The following is a 15,032-nucleotide window of genomic DNA, read 5'->3' as shown; positions in this document are numbered from 1 at the left end:
TGCTCTCGAAGCGGCTTGGGCGGCAGCGCTCAAGCCGGCGCCGCTCCCATGTGTCTCGACCGATGCAAACAATATTGTGGCCTTTGGCCCAAACTGTCCACTATCGAACGGACGCATTATAGTCGAACGTTTTGCATTTCGTGCGAAGCCCTCAAAGCAACAAAAGAAGACGCGCGCGGGGAGAAGGCGGCCGGCCCAACTTGAGTATCAGCGCGGAGCTACATCATCAGGATGGCACGTCACTTGCACATCAACTTTGGGAAGCCATCGTGACGGCAATTGCCCGCAAACCAAGGGAGATGACGATGGCAATTCGCCTGAATTGCTCGGAGCAACTGAAGATGGCTGAAGATCTGCAGGCGTACCATGCCGAGCCACGGGGACTGATTATGTGGCGAGCCGAGTTGAAGCAATTCATTGACGATCGGGCGAAACACAATAGTCGGCATTGTCTCGCCGTCTGAGGTTGGACGTGAAGGGACCGCGGGCGGGAATATCAGGCGAGAGCTCGGGTCAGAGCTTCCCATACCGCAAGCGTCGAGGCGACGGAGATCGGTCAGGAAATGCTGAGCGTTATGAGCGGGCTCGGGAGGAAGAGAATGCGGAAGGTTGAGAAGATCAGACGAAGCGCTGCTGCAGGCTCCTGCCGAATGAAAGCCCTGCATCGTCCGCTAACGCTTTCGCAGCGTTAGGTGGGAATTCTCAGTCTGCTGGTGCGGCTGACGCTATTCCTAAAACGCGACGAAACAGCTCGAATCTAACCAGGACGCAGGTCAGGGGCCTAGCGCGACACTTCTACAAAATCTCGAAATGAAGAGTACCAATATGACGGATAAACCCTCGGTCTCTATCCTGAAAGAAACCCGCGACAACGAGAAGCGGGTTATCATGCTTCCGCAAGGTGTTCGACAGTTTGTCGAGGCCGGTTTTAAGGTTTACGTTGAGCATGATGCCGGAGCCGCCTCGGGAGCGTTTGATGGGGACTACAAGGCGGCAGGGGGCGAAATCGTTTCAACAGACGAGGCTTGGACAGTTTCTCCATTCCTCTTGAAATATAAGTTTCCGAGCGTCGCCGAACGGCGGTACCTGTGCCGCCCGCTGCATATTGGCGCATACTTTTACCCAGGCGAAAACTACGAGCTAACGCACCACCTGCGCGAGCATGGGGTGACAGCCTATAGCTATGAGTACTTTCAGGCCGCAGATGGTTCGTTTCCGCTCATGACGCCCGATAGCGAGATCAGCGGGAAATTGGCTGTGCTCTTTGGGGCCCATCACCTGCTATCGACGCAGGGAGGGCTCGGCATAATGCTGGCTTCCCTACCGGGGATGAAGCCGCCGAAAGTCGTCGTCATCGGGCATGGAAATGTCGGCGCAGCAGCTGCTCGAACAGCCGCAGGTCTCGGAAACGAAGTTGTTGTCTTTGGCTACCGCGAGGAAAGCCTCCGCCGATTTGAGGCGACCGTTCCCTCGAACGTCAAATGCCTGATTGTCTCGCAAGAAGCCCTGGAGCGAGAGATACCCGACGCCGACCTGGTGATCGGAGCGACTTTGATTTCGACCTACGATACACCAGCGATGCTCACAGACGAACTCGTCAAGAAGATGAAGGAAGGCTCGATGATCATCGACGTCACTTGCGGCTATGGAGCAGGATACATCCCGACGGCCCATACATTCACCTGGATGGGCGCGGCACCATATAAGGTGCATGGCGTTTGGCACTACAAGGATCCCGTAATGCCAGCTCACGTGCATCAGACGGCGTCGATCGGGGCAACCACAAACCATACGCGTTATCTTATTAGTCTCGGCAAATCGATTTTCCTTAAGGATTTCCAGGACTCGGTTTCCCAAAAGGGCAAATTTGTTGAAAACGGTGAGATCATCCATCCGCACGTGATTAGCGACTTTGCCTTGATCGAGGCATTGGCCAAGAAATCCGCGTGAGGGGGCGGCCATGGCGATGCGGCATAAGATATCATATAAAGAACGGGCCGCGTACTACGATGTCGAATATACGGACACTGTAGACCATGCTTTTCTCGCCAGTCTTGTTGGTGGTTCTACGCGCTCGGTCCTTGAGATTCCGTGTGGGGTCGGGCGTAACGCGCTTAATTTGGCTCGAAGCGGATGTTCGATAGTCGCTGTCGACAACGAACCGGCTATGGTCGAACGGCTGACAGAAAAGGCTGAAAAACTCGGCTTCAACAATGTGTCAGCACTCGTTCGGGATCTCCGGACGTTGGACCTCGAAGAGCGGTTCGACCTTATCCTCGTGCCCCGAGAGGCATTTCAGCTGTTGGTAGACTTGTCCCAGGCGCGGCAGTCGCTCAAAGCGCTGCGACGGCACCTCTCGGACGATGGGACATTGATGATCGACCTATCGTCTTTCGCAAAGGTCAGGCCAGAACAGGCCTACCTCCAGCCAGACTATTTCGATCCTACTGCCCCTGATGGCAGTTGGCGCTTTGAGTGGACGCGCCCGCTAGCCGCCAGGCTCACGTTGTCTCGTCATCGTATGCAGCAACACAATTGTGACGGCACAGTCGACGTGTCGTTCAGACACATTCGTGACACTGAGACGGCCATCGACGAGACCGAGACGACCATTCGACTTAGGCCTTACTGAGTCGACGAGTTCACGGCGCTCTGCGTCGATGCTGGATTGAAGGTTGAAAAGGTGTTCGGCGACTACGGACGCAACTGGTACCAGCCGAACGACGCCCGAATGATTTTTCTTCTCAGCGCAACTACCGACATTCGGGACGATCAGCTCCCCCCGTCCGGGGTTATGTGGGAACTCGGCCGAGGGTTCCAGAACGACCGTGATGCCTTTCGAACGAAAGACCTGCAGTTGGTTCCAATGCGTCCGTCCGTCCGAGCTTATTTTGAGACCTATCTGACGGAGTATTTCTCCGGCCCCTTCATCAAGGGCCAAGGGGCCGAGGATATTTTGAAGGCGATGGCGGAATGGGGCGTTATGGGAAATGCTCTCGATCTGGGATCTGGAACTTCGACGCTGTTCTGGTATCTCCCAACCAAGGGAGTCAATCGCCTCTCTTGCTGCGACATCGCGCCTGAAGCCCTTAGCGTGCTAGCGAACTTCGTACGGAGCAATCAACCGCTTCCTGAGTGTTACGGTTGGGTAGCCGATCATTTCAAAATATCCAATCACTCGGTCAACCAGCTTCGCGAGCGCTTTGCCGAGTTCTTGATTTTCGACTGCCTGAAGCGGTGGCCAAGTTGGATGGACAGCCACCGATACGACTTGATCACTGCCTTCGGTAATCTAGCGATTTCGGGGACAGCTGACGCGTACGACGATTGCTTCCAGCACATCGCTGATCACCTTGCACCCACGGGCCGAACTATCGGAGCGGATTGGGCAAGGCGGCAGTCATTTGCGCAGAAGGATGGGCACGACAATTCGTATTTGAGCATCGAACTGATAGCCAGCGCGATGAAGAATGCGGGGCTCACCCCGCTGGAATGCCGTCGTATCGAGATACAGCGGGACCCACTTTACGACGCCATTTTCGTTTGGGTCGGCCAGAAAAATAGCTGAGCGATCTCCTTCGATATTTTGGAGCTTTTAGCATGTCGCACAATCGCGAAGGCGGTGCAGGTAGCTTTGTTTCAGTTAACGGCGTGATCTGCGCTGGCGCCCATTATATTGTCGATCTGTTCGGCGGCACAGGTTTGGCAATCCCGCTTTTATCGAAACAGCCATTACGAAAAGCGCACAGTCCGCTGGAGCCACTATACTTTTTTCAAACTTCCATCGGTTTTCACCCGAGGGTGTCTCAGGCGTACTGTTATTGGCGGAATCTCACATCAGTATCCATACTTGGCCAGAGCACAGCTATGCGGCATTAGATGTGGTTATGTGTGGCCGGGCCCGCCCCAAAGAGGCTATTGCCGTTCTGAAGGAAGAGTTCAAGCCGATCCGTGTCGTCGAGTATTTGCTTGCCCGCGGCAGAGCCGACAATGCCGACCAATACTCTCAACCGGATCGGATCGACTCCGAACGTTGGCTCAAGGGGCTTGAGCGCTAATTTTCGATTCATCAATCGCGCGTCGTCGATCTCGTGCGTCAGGCGCCCGTGATTTCGGGCACTGCATCCCGGCGGCCGCCAAGGCGAAGAAAGATCAGAGCTGCTCGATCACCGTAAAAGTGGGGAGTAGACGCTATGGGGCGAGCGGCGAGAGTGGGGCACCTTAGGCGCTGTTGGATCCACCATCAGAAGGAGGCACCCCATGTCGCAGTCTTTTGACGCGAGCCGGTCCCTTACCGCTCTTGAACAGGATAACACGGTCATCGCCGTCATCGAAATGAGCAAGGCGAAGTGGCTCGTCGCCGCGCTCGTACCGGGTCTCAAGCGCCAGCCCCTCAAGAAGATCGATGCTGCCGCACCATCACTGTTGAAGCTGCTGCAGCGCTGGCGCGACGAAGCCGGGCACACGATCAAGCGCATCGCCGTCACCTGTGAGGCGGCCGGCGTCGGCTTTTGGCTGGCGCGTTGGCTGTGGGCGCGCGACATCGAGGCCTATGCCATCCATCCCGCCAGCGTTGCGGTGTCGCGTGAGCACCGGCGCGCCCGTCTCGCCCGTGGTGACAAGGCGCCACAGGTGAGCGGGCTGACTATCTGCTGGAAGCGTTCTCAACGACCCCCCGCCACCACTCTTGCTGGTGTGGCGGGCAAGCTCGACGCTGTATTGCGTAAGGGCGAGGCTGGGAGGAATGCTCCGAATTCCCCTGGCCGCAAATCCGTTCCGCGCTGAACGATCTGGTGCGCTTCGGAAAGCTCGAACAGGGGCTTTCACGGTAAGCGGCGCTCTAGCCGGCAGGGTGGCAGCTGCTGCCGCGCCTGAAATACGACGATGGAGGGGAAGTCCGAGCAGCGCAGCGATTCGCAGGCGGCAATCGCAAAGTTTTGTTCACGCTGCCTAACTCGCTGAGCAGAAGACGATTGACGGGTGCCACTGGTGCCTTTCGAAAATTTCCCTGTGGATATTGCCTCTGTGACGAATTGGCGTCGTACCCGTTTGGTGGATGTTGAGTAGAAATAAGCAACTTGGGCTCGGGGGAATCATGAACAAGTTGCTTGTTGGTGCGGCAATGCTTGCCGCAGGCGTCTTCGGCGCGGATACATCTTTTGTTTCTTATATTAGAAGCTCTGCAGGGATGGCGGCCTTTGCGCAGGAGGCGCAAGGGACTTCGCCAGATGTTGGCGCACCATCGGACGGCGGCTTTGGTAATGGCGGGGCAGCGCTGAGTTCGGGAACAGCCTCCGGTACGGATGATGCTGGTGCAACGCCGGCGGCAAATGCCACGGGAGATGCCGCGCCCGCGGCCGAGGCTCCCGACGCGGCGGCCGAGGTAGGAACGACAGATCAGTCGACCGACAGCCAGGCCGCGCCCGAGGAGCCTGCCGCGACGACGTTGGCGACGACGACGACCTCCGAAAGCGGCGATCCAGAGGCGATCGGCACGCCGAAGGTGGATCTGCCGAAGAACTCTGGCAACGGCAATCTGGGCTATGCCATTGGCATCGACCTTTCGGACTTCCATGGCATCGAGCCGTCGATCGCGCTCACCTACGATTCTTCGCGCCGAAACAAGCTAGGTGCCCTCTACCAGGGCTGGCTGGGCTATGCCTGGGGTCTCGGCGGTTTCGATGTCATCGAGCGGGCAAGCCCGGGCTATGGCATGCCGGCCTTCGATGCCGCCTGTACAGCTCACCTCACCCCTGCCAAGCACCCTCTTTGCGTAGATCATCCATCGTCCGTGAAATGCCTTCGCGCAGGATCGCCACCGTGTCGTCGATCTGCTCTCGGCTGATGATCAGTGGCGGCGACATCACGCACATGTTGATCAGCGGCCGCACCAGGAGGCCGAGCTCATAGCAATGGGCATCGATACGTTTTCCGACATCCTTGTCGAGCTGCAGCGGGTCCTTGCTTTCGCGGTCGGCGACGCATTCGACACAGCCCATCAGTCCCAAGCCCCTCACCTCGCCGACCAGCGGCAACTCTTCCAGCGTCTTCAGCTGCGCCTGGAAATAGGGGGCGACCGCCTGCGTATGCGCAAGCACGCTTTCTTCCAGCAAATCGAGGTTTTTCAGCGCCACCGCACAGCCGACGGGGTGGCTGGTGTAGGTCAGCCCATGACCGAACATCGCATCGGGATGGTTCGAGCGGCGCAGTTGTTCCAGCAGCCGTTCCGAGATGATGACGCCGCCGAGCGGGAAAATAGCCCGAGGTGACGCCCTTGGCGAAAGTGATCATATCGGGATCGATGCCGAAGACCTCGCCCGAGGCGAAGACATGGCCAAGCCGGCCGAAGCCCGTCACCACCTCGTCGGAGACATAGAGGATGTCGTTGTCGCGGCAGATCTCGCGGATGCGCTTGAGATAGCCGTCGGGCGGCACGATGACACCGCCCGAGGCCTGCACGGGCTCACCAACGAAAGCGCCGATTCTGTCGGCGCCGACCCGGGCCACCGTGTCGCGGAACTGCTCGACCAGGAAATCGGTGAAGGCGGCAAGGCTCATGCCTTGCGGCCGGCGGAAAGGATCGGGCGAGGACAGCTTGATCACCAGCTCGTCGGCGCCATCCATCCAATCCCTGTCGCGCGGGCGGCCGTTGAGCGAGGCCTTCATCCTCAATTGTTTACGGCGGGAGGGCGAGCTCAGCCGCATGGAAGTAGCGGCGATGACGGGCCTCAGCCCAGCCGCAGTGTCTGGCGTTGCGGGCGAGTTGATCGAGGAAGGCATCGTTGTTGAAGGCAAGAGCGCGCAAAGCAGTGGCGGCCGTCGCCCGATACCGCTCAGTATCAATTACGCAAGGCATTGGTCCATCGGCTTCAAGCTATCGCAGCACCGGCTAGAGGGTACGCTCACCGACCTCTCCACCCAACCGATCGGCACTTGCGAGTTGCCGCTCGCTGACCATGAGCCGGCCACGGTCGCTGCAGCGGTCCAGAAGGGCGTCTCCACACTCCTGCGGAATAGGCGCGAAGGTCGTCAGAAACTTGTCGGTGTTGGCATGGCGATGCCCGGGCTGATCGACGTGAACAGAGGGATTTGCCTGGTATCGCAGCGCTTCGACTGGAGGGACGTGCCGATAGCGGCACTTATTGCATCACGCATCAGTGTGCCGGTCTGGGTCGACAACGACGTCAATGCATTCGCAATAGCTCAGCAGCTGTTCGGCCACGGGCGTCGGCGCAACTCAGTGCTGGTGCTGATCATTGGAACCGGCGTCGGGGCGGCGTTTATCTTCAACGGTCAGATCCATCGCCGTGCGCGTTTCGCTGCTGGCGAGATCGGATTCCCGGTCAAGGAAGACGCCGGCTCGATCGCCACCGAGGAGCGGCTGAGCTGGGATCGACGCTTGTCGGAACCGGCGATAGTCCGCGCTTGGCAGGAGATCCGCAAGCGCTCCCCCAAGACCCCTGTCGACCTTCAGCAGGCCGCAGCGAAGTGCGACCGGCTCGCATTAGAGTATCTGCGCGAAGTCGGTTGTGACATCGGGCGTCGGGTAACCGCAATGATCGATCTGGTCGATCCGGAAGTTGTCATCGTTGGAGGCGAGGCGGTCCGCTTCGGCCCTGCGCTCGTCGACCCCCTCGTGAACACTGTCAGAGAATCCTCGTTTGAGAAACCGCCAGCGGTCGAAATCGACTGGGACAACAATGTGTGGTCACGCGGGGCAGCAGCCCTGGCCATCCAGCAGTTTTTCGACTTTGAGAGCACGGCCGGATTTGAACGAAAAGCCAACGCGAGATGAGCGAGCCTGAGGACCCTCTCATGATCAAGGTAAGGCAGCTAGCCCACGAAGCGCCAAGCCGACGGCACCGAGCACCGCATCATTCTCCGCCAGCTTTCCGATCATGACGCGGGTGCGCATCGGGGAAGGCACATCGCGTGCCTTCATCAGCGTGTGCTTTTCGTAGACCGCAACGAGAGGCTTGAGCAGCATGTCGCCTGCTCGCGTCATACGCCCGCTGACGATGACGAGCGGCGGATTGATGATCGTGCCGATAAGGGCGAGCCCTCGGCCGGCCTGTTCCGCCATGTCCTCGATCATTCGACGCGCGCCCACATCACCCTGGGACGCCATCGCCGACACGTCGTAAATAGTGATGATGCGCCCATAAAGCCTCGACATCTCTTGCAGGGAGCGATCGACGCCAATCTGAACTTCGAGGCATCCACGGTTGCCGCAGCGGCACAATCCGCCATTAGGCTCGATGCTCATGTGACCGAATTCGCCGCCCCCTCCGGCGACCCCAGTGATAACTTTGCCGTTGCGAACGATCGCGCCGCCCACACCGAGATCGAGTTTCAACAGGACGAAGTCTTCATAACCGGCGGCTGCACCCCACATCATTTCGGCCAGCGCCGAGCAGTTGCTCTCGTTGTCCGCGAAGACCGGCTTCTCCAACACGGCGCCGAAAATCTGCGAAATGTTCACTCCCGCCCAGGTTGGCATGCCGTTGGCGCGCTGCACCATGCCCCCAGGGCTGACCGGCCCGCAGACCGAGACGCCGACGCCGAGCAGGGCCGAGATGTCCAGCCCGCAAACCCCGTAAGCCACGGTCACGATGTCCCTCACGACGGCCGCCGCGCATTGGGGCGAATAGCCCGGTTCAACTTCGATACTTTTCTCCAAAATTACTGAATGTGAGACATCGGCGATCGCCAGGCGGATGTCCTGCTGGTTGAGGTGAACGCCCACGCACGTGCCGGCACGCGGATTGAGCGTTAGCGGGGTCGCCGGTCGGCCGATTGCCCTAGGGGTGCTATTGGTCGCAGGTCCCTCAATGACAATTTCCAAGAGCTTCAGCTCCGCCACCGCGGTTGACACGGTAGAGCGAGCAAGTCCGGTGAGCCGGGCAACCTGTGCGGCCGACAGTGGCCCGCGCTCACATAGCGCCCTCACGATTTGGCTGGTGACGAAAGCTGACGTTGCGTTGCCCAGCAACGATCTCAGCGCATTCTCATTCAAAATTTCGCCTCACATCCGGCGCCTCTGCGCAATTCGTTTGTCTCAAAAATTTCCCAGCCAAGCTTAGGCCTCCTGACCGATGATGTGGAGGGAGTGCCCTCACCGTGCTTCACCCTACAACTGGCAAGGTCCGCGACTTCACAATGCTCCGCAAGGTGGCCATTCTGGATACGGCAAAGCTGAGATGCCATCGCGTCGATTCTTCTGTTTGTGGACATATTCCAACGAAATCGCCTCCGTGCCTGCCGGAGAAGGCGTTTAAGGCTGCCACTTGGTCGTCTGCGGCCACGATGGCCGAGATCTGCAAAGTTCAAATCAGCGAAAGCGAATGAGGCCGCCATCCGATGCTTGTAGCCATGTACGCCAACGCCGCCTTGCGGAAGTCCCAATACTCGGCAGCCGCGACCTGTTAACGAAGATGGCGAAGCTCGAAGGACAATCGCGGCTCGCTCTGTTCGCTTCGTAGCTTGCCGTCCGCACCGCGAGCAACACGAGAACTGCCAACACCGCCTGAAACGCCTCGGCCATCATATCAAACAGTCTCGCTAGCAGGTACGCCCGTGCGAACCATTGACATCCGCGATCATCCTTGAAGTTGCTGCATAAGCGTCGAGAAGTCCGCAACTTCCCAATGCTCGGCGAGATGCCCATTTTCAATTCGGTAGAGCCGAAACGCCATTGTATTGATCTCTCTGCCAGTGGCCTTGACACCGGCGAAATCGCCTTTGTGCGTCCGGCGGACGGCATTCAGGACAGCAACCTGGTCGCCTTCGGCGACGATCGCCGAAATCGGTAGCTTCAGATCAGCAAACGCTGAGTGAAGCCCCGCGAAGTACTGCTTGAGCGCCTCGCGCCCCCGACCTTGCCCAGCCAGATGGTCGTCATAATCCTGCGTAACGATCTCGTCGAAGACGCTGAAATTCCCGCTTTCGATGGCGGCGAAGAATCGCCGCCCCAGTGCTTTGTTCCCTTCTAAGTTTGAGGACATACCGCCTTCTCCAATTCAACCTTTCGCTGCCATCGTGGCGCGTGCTGGTCATCCGAGTTGAACGAATTCCTGGCCGGAAACACCACCGCCGAACTGCTGCGCACGGCCGCCTTCAGCGATACCGCCCAGATCGACGGCGGCGAAGCCGAGGCGCTCGACAAGGTCCACGACAGCGAGCCGAGCCGATGGATCGTCACCCGAGACGAACAGCACACGACGGCCGCCGAGCACCGCCGGGTCGGCCCCGAGGATTGCGGCCGGAAGCGTGTTGAAGGCCTTGACCACACGCGCACCCGGGACGGCGTCAGCAACGATCTCCGTCGACAAACGACCCTTGAGGTCGCGCGGCGAGAACGCCGGGAAGTCGATCGCGTTCGTGGCGTCGACCACGATGCGGCTGTCCCATTCAACATCCTTCACTGCATCCTGTACTGCGTCGAAAGGGATAGCCAAAATGACGACGTCGGCCCGGAGAGCTTCGGAGGCAGTCACAGGCTTTACGATGGGCCCAAGTTCACTAACCAAACCAGCCAAGCTCTTTAGGCCCTTCGAGTTGGCGATGGCGATGTCGATTCCGTTGGCAACGAAACGCCGAGCGAGCGCGGTGCCGATCGCTCCCGATCCAACGATGGCGTAGTTCATCTTTTCGCCCTTCCTGATTCGTCAGCTTTCGCGGTCGGAGGCGGCTTTGCGTAACCGTTTCCCTTTCAGAACATTCCATTTGCATTGGCGCGAGGAATGTTTGGCGCGATCAACGGGGCCGAGTTCTGCGGATCGCCGACCACCTGCAAGGTGTCCCAATGCTCGATCGCTTTGCCGTTGGCATCCATTTTGTAGATGTCGACGCCGGCGATCCCGGTGTCATTCGGGTCGTCGTTGAAAAGATTCAGAAAATTCACATGGGCCCAGACGTAGTCGTCGAGGGCGATGATTTTGTGGACCACGACGCGCGCCAGAGCGCGTTCCTTGTTGATCTGGCCAAAAAACTGCGCCAGGGCGACTGGCCCATCTGCGATCAGGGGATTGTGCTGGATGTAACCCGGCGCGATGAACTTGGGCACATATTCTTCCGCCTTCTTCTGGTTGATCACCAGATCATAGAAGCCAAGGATGTTGTCCTTATTGCGAACGGCACGGCTGTCGTTGCCGTCTACGAGCTCAAGCATGGGGTATCTCCTTCTTATGAAGTGTGGATTTGCTGGAAGGCCCTAGCTCAGGCCGGCGACTTGAAGCCGGAGCCCATCCAGTTCAGCGTCGGACTTCTCGCGAGCTGCGCGGAGCATTTCGTCGGCGTCCTGTCCCACCGGCGCGCGGCTCGGTGCAGGTACCTGTTCGGCCAGTTCGACGATACGCTTCGCGGCCGCAGCCGACTCGAGCCCACTGCTCTGCATGCCGTTGAGCGTGTTCGCGAAGGTTTCGAATGTTTGACCGTATAACTCGCGCTGTTCAGAGGTCATATCGTCCGCGACCCGCTTTAGAGCGGCAGCCGTTTTCGCCGGTCCCCCAGTCTTCATATTGCCTGCCGCAGCCACCACGACATCGATGCCGAAGCGCTTCAGCTCGGCACGGTAGACGGCCGCAAATACCTCCAGGGCGACCTTCGATGCGCCTGATGGCCCATTGAACGGGAGCGGTACGCTGGCGGTCCAGGTGCTCACCTGGACGATGCGACCGCGCGCCTTCCTCAATGCGGGCAGGAACGCATTCATGACCGAGAGGGCGCCGAACACGTTGACGTCGAATTCGCGCCGGATGGCGTCGAGCGGCAAAATCTCGATCGGGCCGGGGGTAAGGATCCCTGCGTTGTTGATCAGAAGATCGAGGGCGCCATCGCCGAGCGCGTCGGACACGTCGTCAGCCCAGGCTTTCACGGCCTGTTCCTTGGTCATGTCGCAGACGGTCAGGCTGACGCGTCCACCGGAGGCGTCCTTCAGATCCTGGACCTCTGCGGCGGACATGGCCGTGCCGAAAACAGTATAGCCCTTGGCCGCCAGTCCGAGCGCGATGTCGCGGCCAAGGCCACCGCCAGCGCCGGTGACTGCGGCGGAGCGTCTCAAGTGTTCAGAAGAGTTCGGCATTTGAGGTCTCCTTTTCAGTCGGTGCCCCGTGCTTTGACCGCGCCGCACGGACGATCGGCGCTACTTCGGTTCCGAGCAGCTCGATCGAGCGCTTCATCGCAGCGGTTTCGAGGGATGCCGTGCTCATTTGGAAGGTGATCCTCGATACGCCGCCGAGTGCGCTGTCGGCATCGAGCATCTTGCTGGCGACAGTGTCCGGATCACCGATCAGAAAGGCGCCCTCCGGGCCGCACATCGCCTCGAACTGCTGGCGCGACGGTGCAAACCAACCGCGTTCGCGGCCAATCGTCGTTGTCAGATGCGCCCAGCCGGGGAAGAAGGCATCCTTGGCTTTTGCGATGGTCTCTCCGACGAAGCCCATCGCATGGGCACCGACTGTGAGTTGCTCAAGCGCGTGCCCGGCGCGCAGTCCGCTCTCGCGGTAGAGATCGACGAGCGGGCGGAAGCGCTCAAAGCTGCCGCCGATGATCGCGACCATCAGTGGGAGGCCGAGCGTTCCGGCGCGTGCGAAGGATTGCGGCGTACCTCCGACGCCGAGCCACACCGGCAGGCGCTGCTGATGCGGCCGGAGGAAAACGCCTTGCCCGGTGAGTGCCGGGCGGAAGCGCCCCTCCCACGCGAGGTGGGTCTTCTCGCGAAGCTTGAGGAAGAGCTCGAGTTTCTCCGCAAAAAGATCGTCATAGTCCTCCATCCGAAAGCCGAACAATGGATAGGCCTCACCGAAGGAACCGCGGCCAACGACGATCTCGGCACGCCCCTTCGCGATCAGGTCGAGGGTTGCAAACTCCTGAAACACCCGCACAGGATCGGCGGCGCTCAGGACCGTGACGGCGCTCGTGAGGCGGATACTCTTGGTGCGGGCAGCCGCGGCCGCCAGAATGATCGCGGGTGCGGAATCGAGGAATTCGGCACGGTGGTGCTCGCCGATGCCGAACACGTCGAGGCCGACGTCGTCGGCAACCTCGACCTCCTCGAGGAGATCGGCCATGCGGTCGGTTGCCGAAGGCAGTTTGCCCGTCGCCGGATCAGGGAGGATTGCCGCGAAACTGTCGACACCGATTTCCATAACACCTCCTTGCAATGTGTTGTCAGCCGCGGGGCGCAATGCGCAATGGGTCAGGAGGCAGCGGGATGAACTCGGTCTCGCCAGCGATCTCGGGAAAGCGCCCCTGCCGCCAGTCGTCCTTCGCCTGTTCGATCCGGTGCTTGGAGCTCGAGACGAAGTTCCAGTAGATGTGGCGCGGCTCGGGAAAGGGTTCTCCGCCCACCATCATCAGATGGGCGCCGCTGCGCGCTTGCAGCACGATCTCGGCGCCGGGCTTGAAGACCACGAACTGCGCTTCGCCGAAGCTGCCCGTCTGGCCCGCGACTTCAATCTCGCCCGAGACGACAAACATCGCGCGCTCGATATGCTGGGCTGGGACCTGCAGGCGCGCGCCGGGCTTGAGCACGACATCGACATACATCAGGTCCGAATAAACCGGCACCGGCGAGCGTTCTCCGAAAGCTTCGCCCGCAACGATGGTGAGCGAGACTCCGTCCGCTTCGAGCGCAGGCAAGAAGTCTTCGGCATGATGGGAGAAACCCGGCTCCATCTCTTCCAGGGCCTTGGGCAGGGCGACCCAGATCTGCTGGCCGAACATCGCCCCGCCCTGCGTCTGGAATTTCGCAGGCGAACGCTCCGAATGGACGATGCCCCTGCCCGCCGTCATCCAGTTCACGTCGCCGGGCCGGATTGTCTCGACATTGCCGGCGCTGTCGCGATGAACCATCTCGCCCTCGAGTAGATAGCTCAGCGTCGAAAGGCCGATATGCGGATGCGGCCGGATCTCCGGGCCGGCCCCGGCGCGGAACACGATCGGTCCGAAATGGTCGAGGAAGATGAAGGGACCGACCGTCCGGCGCTGCGCAGACGGCAGCGCGCGACGAACCTTGAAGCCATCACCAAGATCCCGAACAGGTGGAAGCAGAACCTCTTCCACCGCTAGGTCGACCGTCGCACTCGAAATGGTCATTGCCGCCTCCTGTGCGTGGCGTGGGTCAGGCGGCTTTAGCGAGCGCCTGCATTGCACCCGAGAGCGCAGCCTCGCGCGCTTCAGGCCCGAAGCCGATCTTCTCGGCGTGGATGAAAGTGACATCGGTCAGCCCGATGAAGCCCAGAAGGGTCCGCAGATAGGGTTCCTGGAAATCCATCGCCTGAGCGGGACCTTCAGAGTAAAGACCGCCCCGAGACTCGATGACGAAGACGCGCTTGCCGGTCAGCAGCCCCTGCGGACCCGCCTCCGAATAGCTGAACGTCTCGCCAGCACGCAGAACGTAATCGAACCAGGCGCGCAGGCCGGTCGGGATGCTGAAATTGTACATCGGCGCGCCAATCACGACGGCGTCCGCGGAGCGGAGTTCGGCAATCAGTTCGTCCGAAAGAGCTCGGGCGGCGAGTTCCGTGTCGGTCGCGGGCTCGCCGCGGACACCCGCCACATCGGCGGTGGTAAGATGCGGAACCGGCACGGTACCAAGGTCGCGACGAATAACGGTTGCGCCGGGGCTGGCCTCCAGCAAGCGGTGAACAGCTTCCTCGACCAGAATTTTGGAAACGGACCCGTCGCCAAGAACACTGCTGTTGAGGACCAGAATACTTGCCATAACACTCTCCTTGGTACTGACCGATCCAAGATGCTGTTCAAAGGCGCGCGACGGTAGCCTCGCACAGCGCCAAGCTGTGTCGCGAAAACTGGAACGGCTGCGTCGGACGTAAACCTAGATCGAGGCGGCTGCGTATTCACCGCAGCGGCGTGCCGAAGGCTGCATGACTATGCCCGTATAGCCTCGCCTGCCTGTTGCTTCGGTATATCGAGCGCGGTCACCGCTCGCTTTCCGCTTCCCGCCCACGGCCATGATCACCCGCGTGCGGCGCCTCGTATGTCTCCCAACGGCATCGACTGCACTGAAG

At 60.1% G+C, this 15,032-nt stretch carries 16 protein-coding genes and 1 pseudogene; 8 read left to right on the top strand and 9 right to left on the bottom strand.

All coding sequences use genetic code 11. The annotated features are described in order from the left end of the window. The first annotated feature begins 200 nt into the window (after positions 1-200). The 7 genes from NKJ40_RS12710 (at position 201) to NKJ40_RS12680 (ending at position 5,845) form a co-directional block, all read left to right on the top strand. Positions 201-464, top strand: a complete 264-nt coding sequence (locus NKJ40_RS12710) for a hypothetical protein (protein ID WP_031194737.1) — start codon at positions 201-203, stop codon at positions 462-464. 361 nt (positions 465-825) lie between these two features. Continuing rightward, on the top strand, positions 826-1,950 hold the full coding sequence (locus tag NKJ40_RS12705) for an NAD(P)-dependent oxidoreductase (protein ID WP_352466335.1): 1,125 nt from the start codon (positions 826-828) through the stop codon (positions 1,948-1,950). Between the two features lie 10 nt (positions 1,951-1,960). Next, complete coding sequence (locus tag NKJ40_RS12700; RefSeq protein WP_352466334.1) at positions 1,961-2,632, top strand: class I SAM-dependent methyltransferase; 672 nt, start codon at positions 1,961-1,963, stop codon at positions 2,630-2,632. Between the two features lie 36 nt (positions 2,633-2,668). Further along, complete coding sequence (locus tag NKJ40_RS12695; protein ID WP_352466333.1) at positions 2,669-3,568, top strand: class I SAM-dependent methyltransferase; 900 nt, start codon at positions 2,669-2,671, stop codon at positions 3,566-3,568. An 88-nt stretch (positions 3,569-3,656) separates the two neighbouring features. Next, the gene (speD, locus tag NKJ40_RS12690; RefSeq protein WP_084642945.1) at positions 3,657-4,058 is read left to right on the top strand and encodes an adenosylmethionine decarboxylase; all 402 of its coding nucleotides are present in this window, start codon (positions 3,657-3,659) and stop codon (positions 4,056-4,058) included. A 202-nt stretch (positions 4,059-4,260) separates the two neighbouring features. Beyond that, complete coding sequence (locus NKJ40_RS12685; RefSeq protein ID WP_023721587.1) at positions 4,261-4,785, top strand: hypothetical protein; 525 nt, start codon at positions 4,261-4,263, stop codon at positions 4,783-4,785. Between the two features lie 337 nt (positions 4,786-5,122). After that, the gene (locus NKJ40_RS12680) at positions 5,123-5,845 is read left to right on the top strand and encodes a hypothetical protein (RefSeq protein ID WP_352466332.1); all 723 of its coding nucleotides are present in this window, start codon (positions 5,123-5,125) and stop codon (positions 5,843-5,845) included. On the opposite strand, the pseudogene NKJ40_RS12675 reads toward NKJ40_RS12680, so the two are convergent. Next, positions 5,748-6,666, bottom strand: a pseudogene (locus NKJ40_RS12675) (aminotransferase class III-fold pyridoxal phosphate-dependent enzyme); the annotation flags it as partial. The gene NKJ40_RS12680 and the pseudogene NKJ40_RS12675 overlap by 98 nt on opposite strands. Between NKJ40_RS12675 and NKJ40_RS12670 the strand changes: the two are divergent. Further along, positions 6,557-7,795, top strand: coding sequence for an ROK family transcriptional regulator (locus NKJ40_RS12670; protein WP_352466331.1), 1,239 nt, complete (start codon positions 6,557-6,559; stop codon positions 7,793-7,795). The pseudogene NKJ40_RS12675 and the gene NKJ40_RS12670 sit on opposite strands and share 110 nt — an antisense overlap. A gap of 24 nt (positions 7,796-7,819) precedes the next feature. Here the strand turns inward: NKJ40_RS12670 and NKJ40_RS12665 are convergent, their stop codons facing one another. The 8 genes from NKJ40_RS12665 to NKJ40_RS12630 form a co-directional block, all read right to left on the bottom strand. Further along, positions 7,820-9,016 (bottom strand): ROK family transcriptional regulator, encoded by a 1,197-nt coding sequence (locus tag NKJ40_RS12665; RefSeq protein ID WP_352466330.1) that lies wholly within the window; start codon positions 9,014-9,016, stop codon positions 7,820-7,822. A gap of 583 nt (positions 9,017-9,599) precedes the next feature. Next, on the bottom strand, positions 9,600-10,004 hold the full coding sequence (locus NKJ40_RS12660; RefSeq protein WP_352466329.1) for an ester cyclase: 405 nt from the start codon (positions 10,002-10,004) through the stop codon (positions 9,600-9,602). 48 nt (positions 10,005-10,052) lie between these two features. Next, entirely contained in the window at positions 10,053-10,646 is a 594-nt protein-coding gene (locus NKJ40_RS12655; RefSeq protein ID WP_023721580.1) for an NADPH-dependent F420 reductase, read from the bottom strand. A gap of 65 nt (positions 10,647-10,711) precedes the next feature. After that, positions 10,712-11,170, bottom strand: a complete 459-nt coding sequence (locus NKJ40_RS12650; RefSeq protein WP_023721579.1) for a nuclear transport factor 2 family protein — start codon at positions 11,168-11,170, stop codon at positions 10,712-10,714. 42 nt (positions 11,171-11,212) lie between these two features. Continuing rightward, the gene (locus NKJ40_RS12645) at positions 11,213-12,082 is read right to left on the bottom strand and encodes an SDR family NAD(P)-dependent oxidoreductase (RefSeq protein ID WP_031194731.1); all 870 of its coding nucleotides are present in this window, start codon (positions 12,080-12,082) and stop codon (positions 11,213-11,215) included. Next, entirely contained in the window at positions 12,066-13,148 is a 1,083-nt protein-coding gene (locus NKJ40_RS12640; RefSeq protein ID WP_023721577.1) for an LLM class flavin-dependent oxidoreductase, read from the bottom strand. Before NKJ40_RS12640 ends, NKJ40_RS12645 begins: the two co-directional genes overlap by 17 nt. Positions 13,149-13,170: 22 nt before the next feature. Further along, on the bottom strand, positions 13,171-14,097 hold the full coding sequence (locus NKJ40_RS12635; protein ID WP_023721576.1) for a pirin family protein: 927 nt from the start codon (positions 14,095-14,097) through the stop codon (positions 13,171-13,173). 25 nt (positions 14,098-14,122) lie between these two features. Continuing rightward, entirely contained in the window at positions 14,123-14,725 is a 603-nt protein-coding gene (locus NKJ40_RS12630; RefSeq protein WP_023721575.1) for an FMN-dependent NADH-azoreductase, read from the bottom strand. Between the last annotated feature and the right edge of the window lie 307 nt (positions 14,726-15,032).

The sequence above is a fragment of the Mesorhizobium sp. M0119 genome (genome assembly GCF_040322615.1).
In the GTDB taxonomy this organism is placed as follows: domain Bacteria; phylum Pseudomonadota; class Alphaproteobacteria; order Rhizobiales; family Rhizobiaceae; genus Mesorhizobium.
This window is presented reverse-complemented; position numbering and strand designations above follow the sequence as displayed.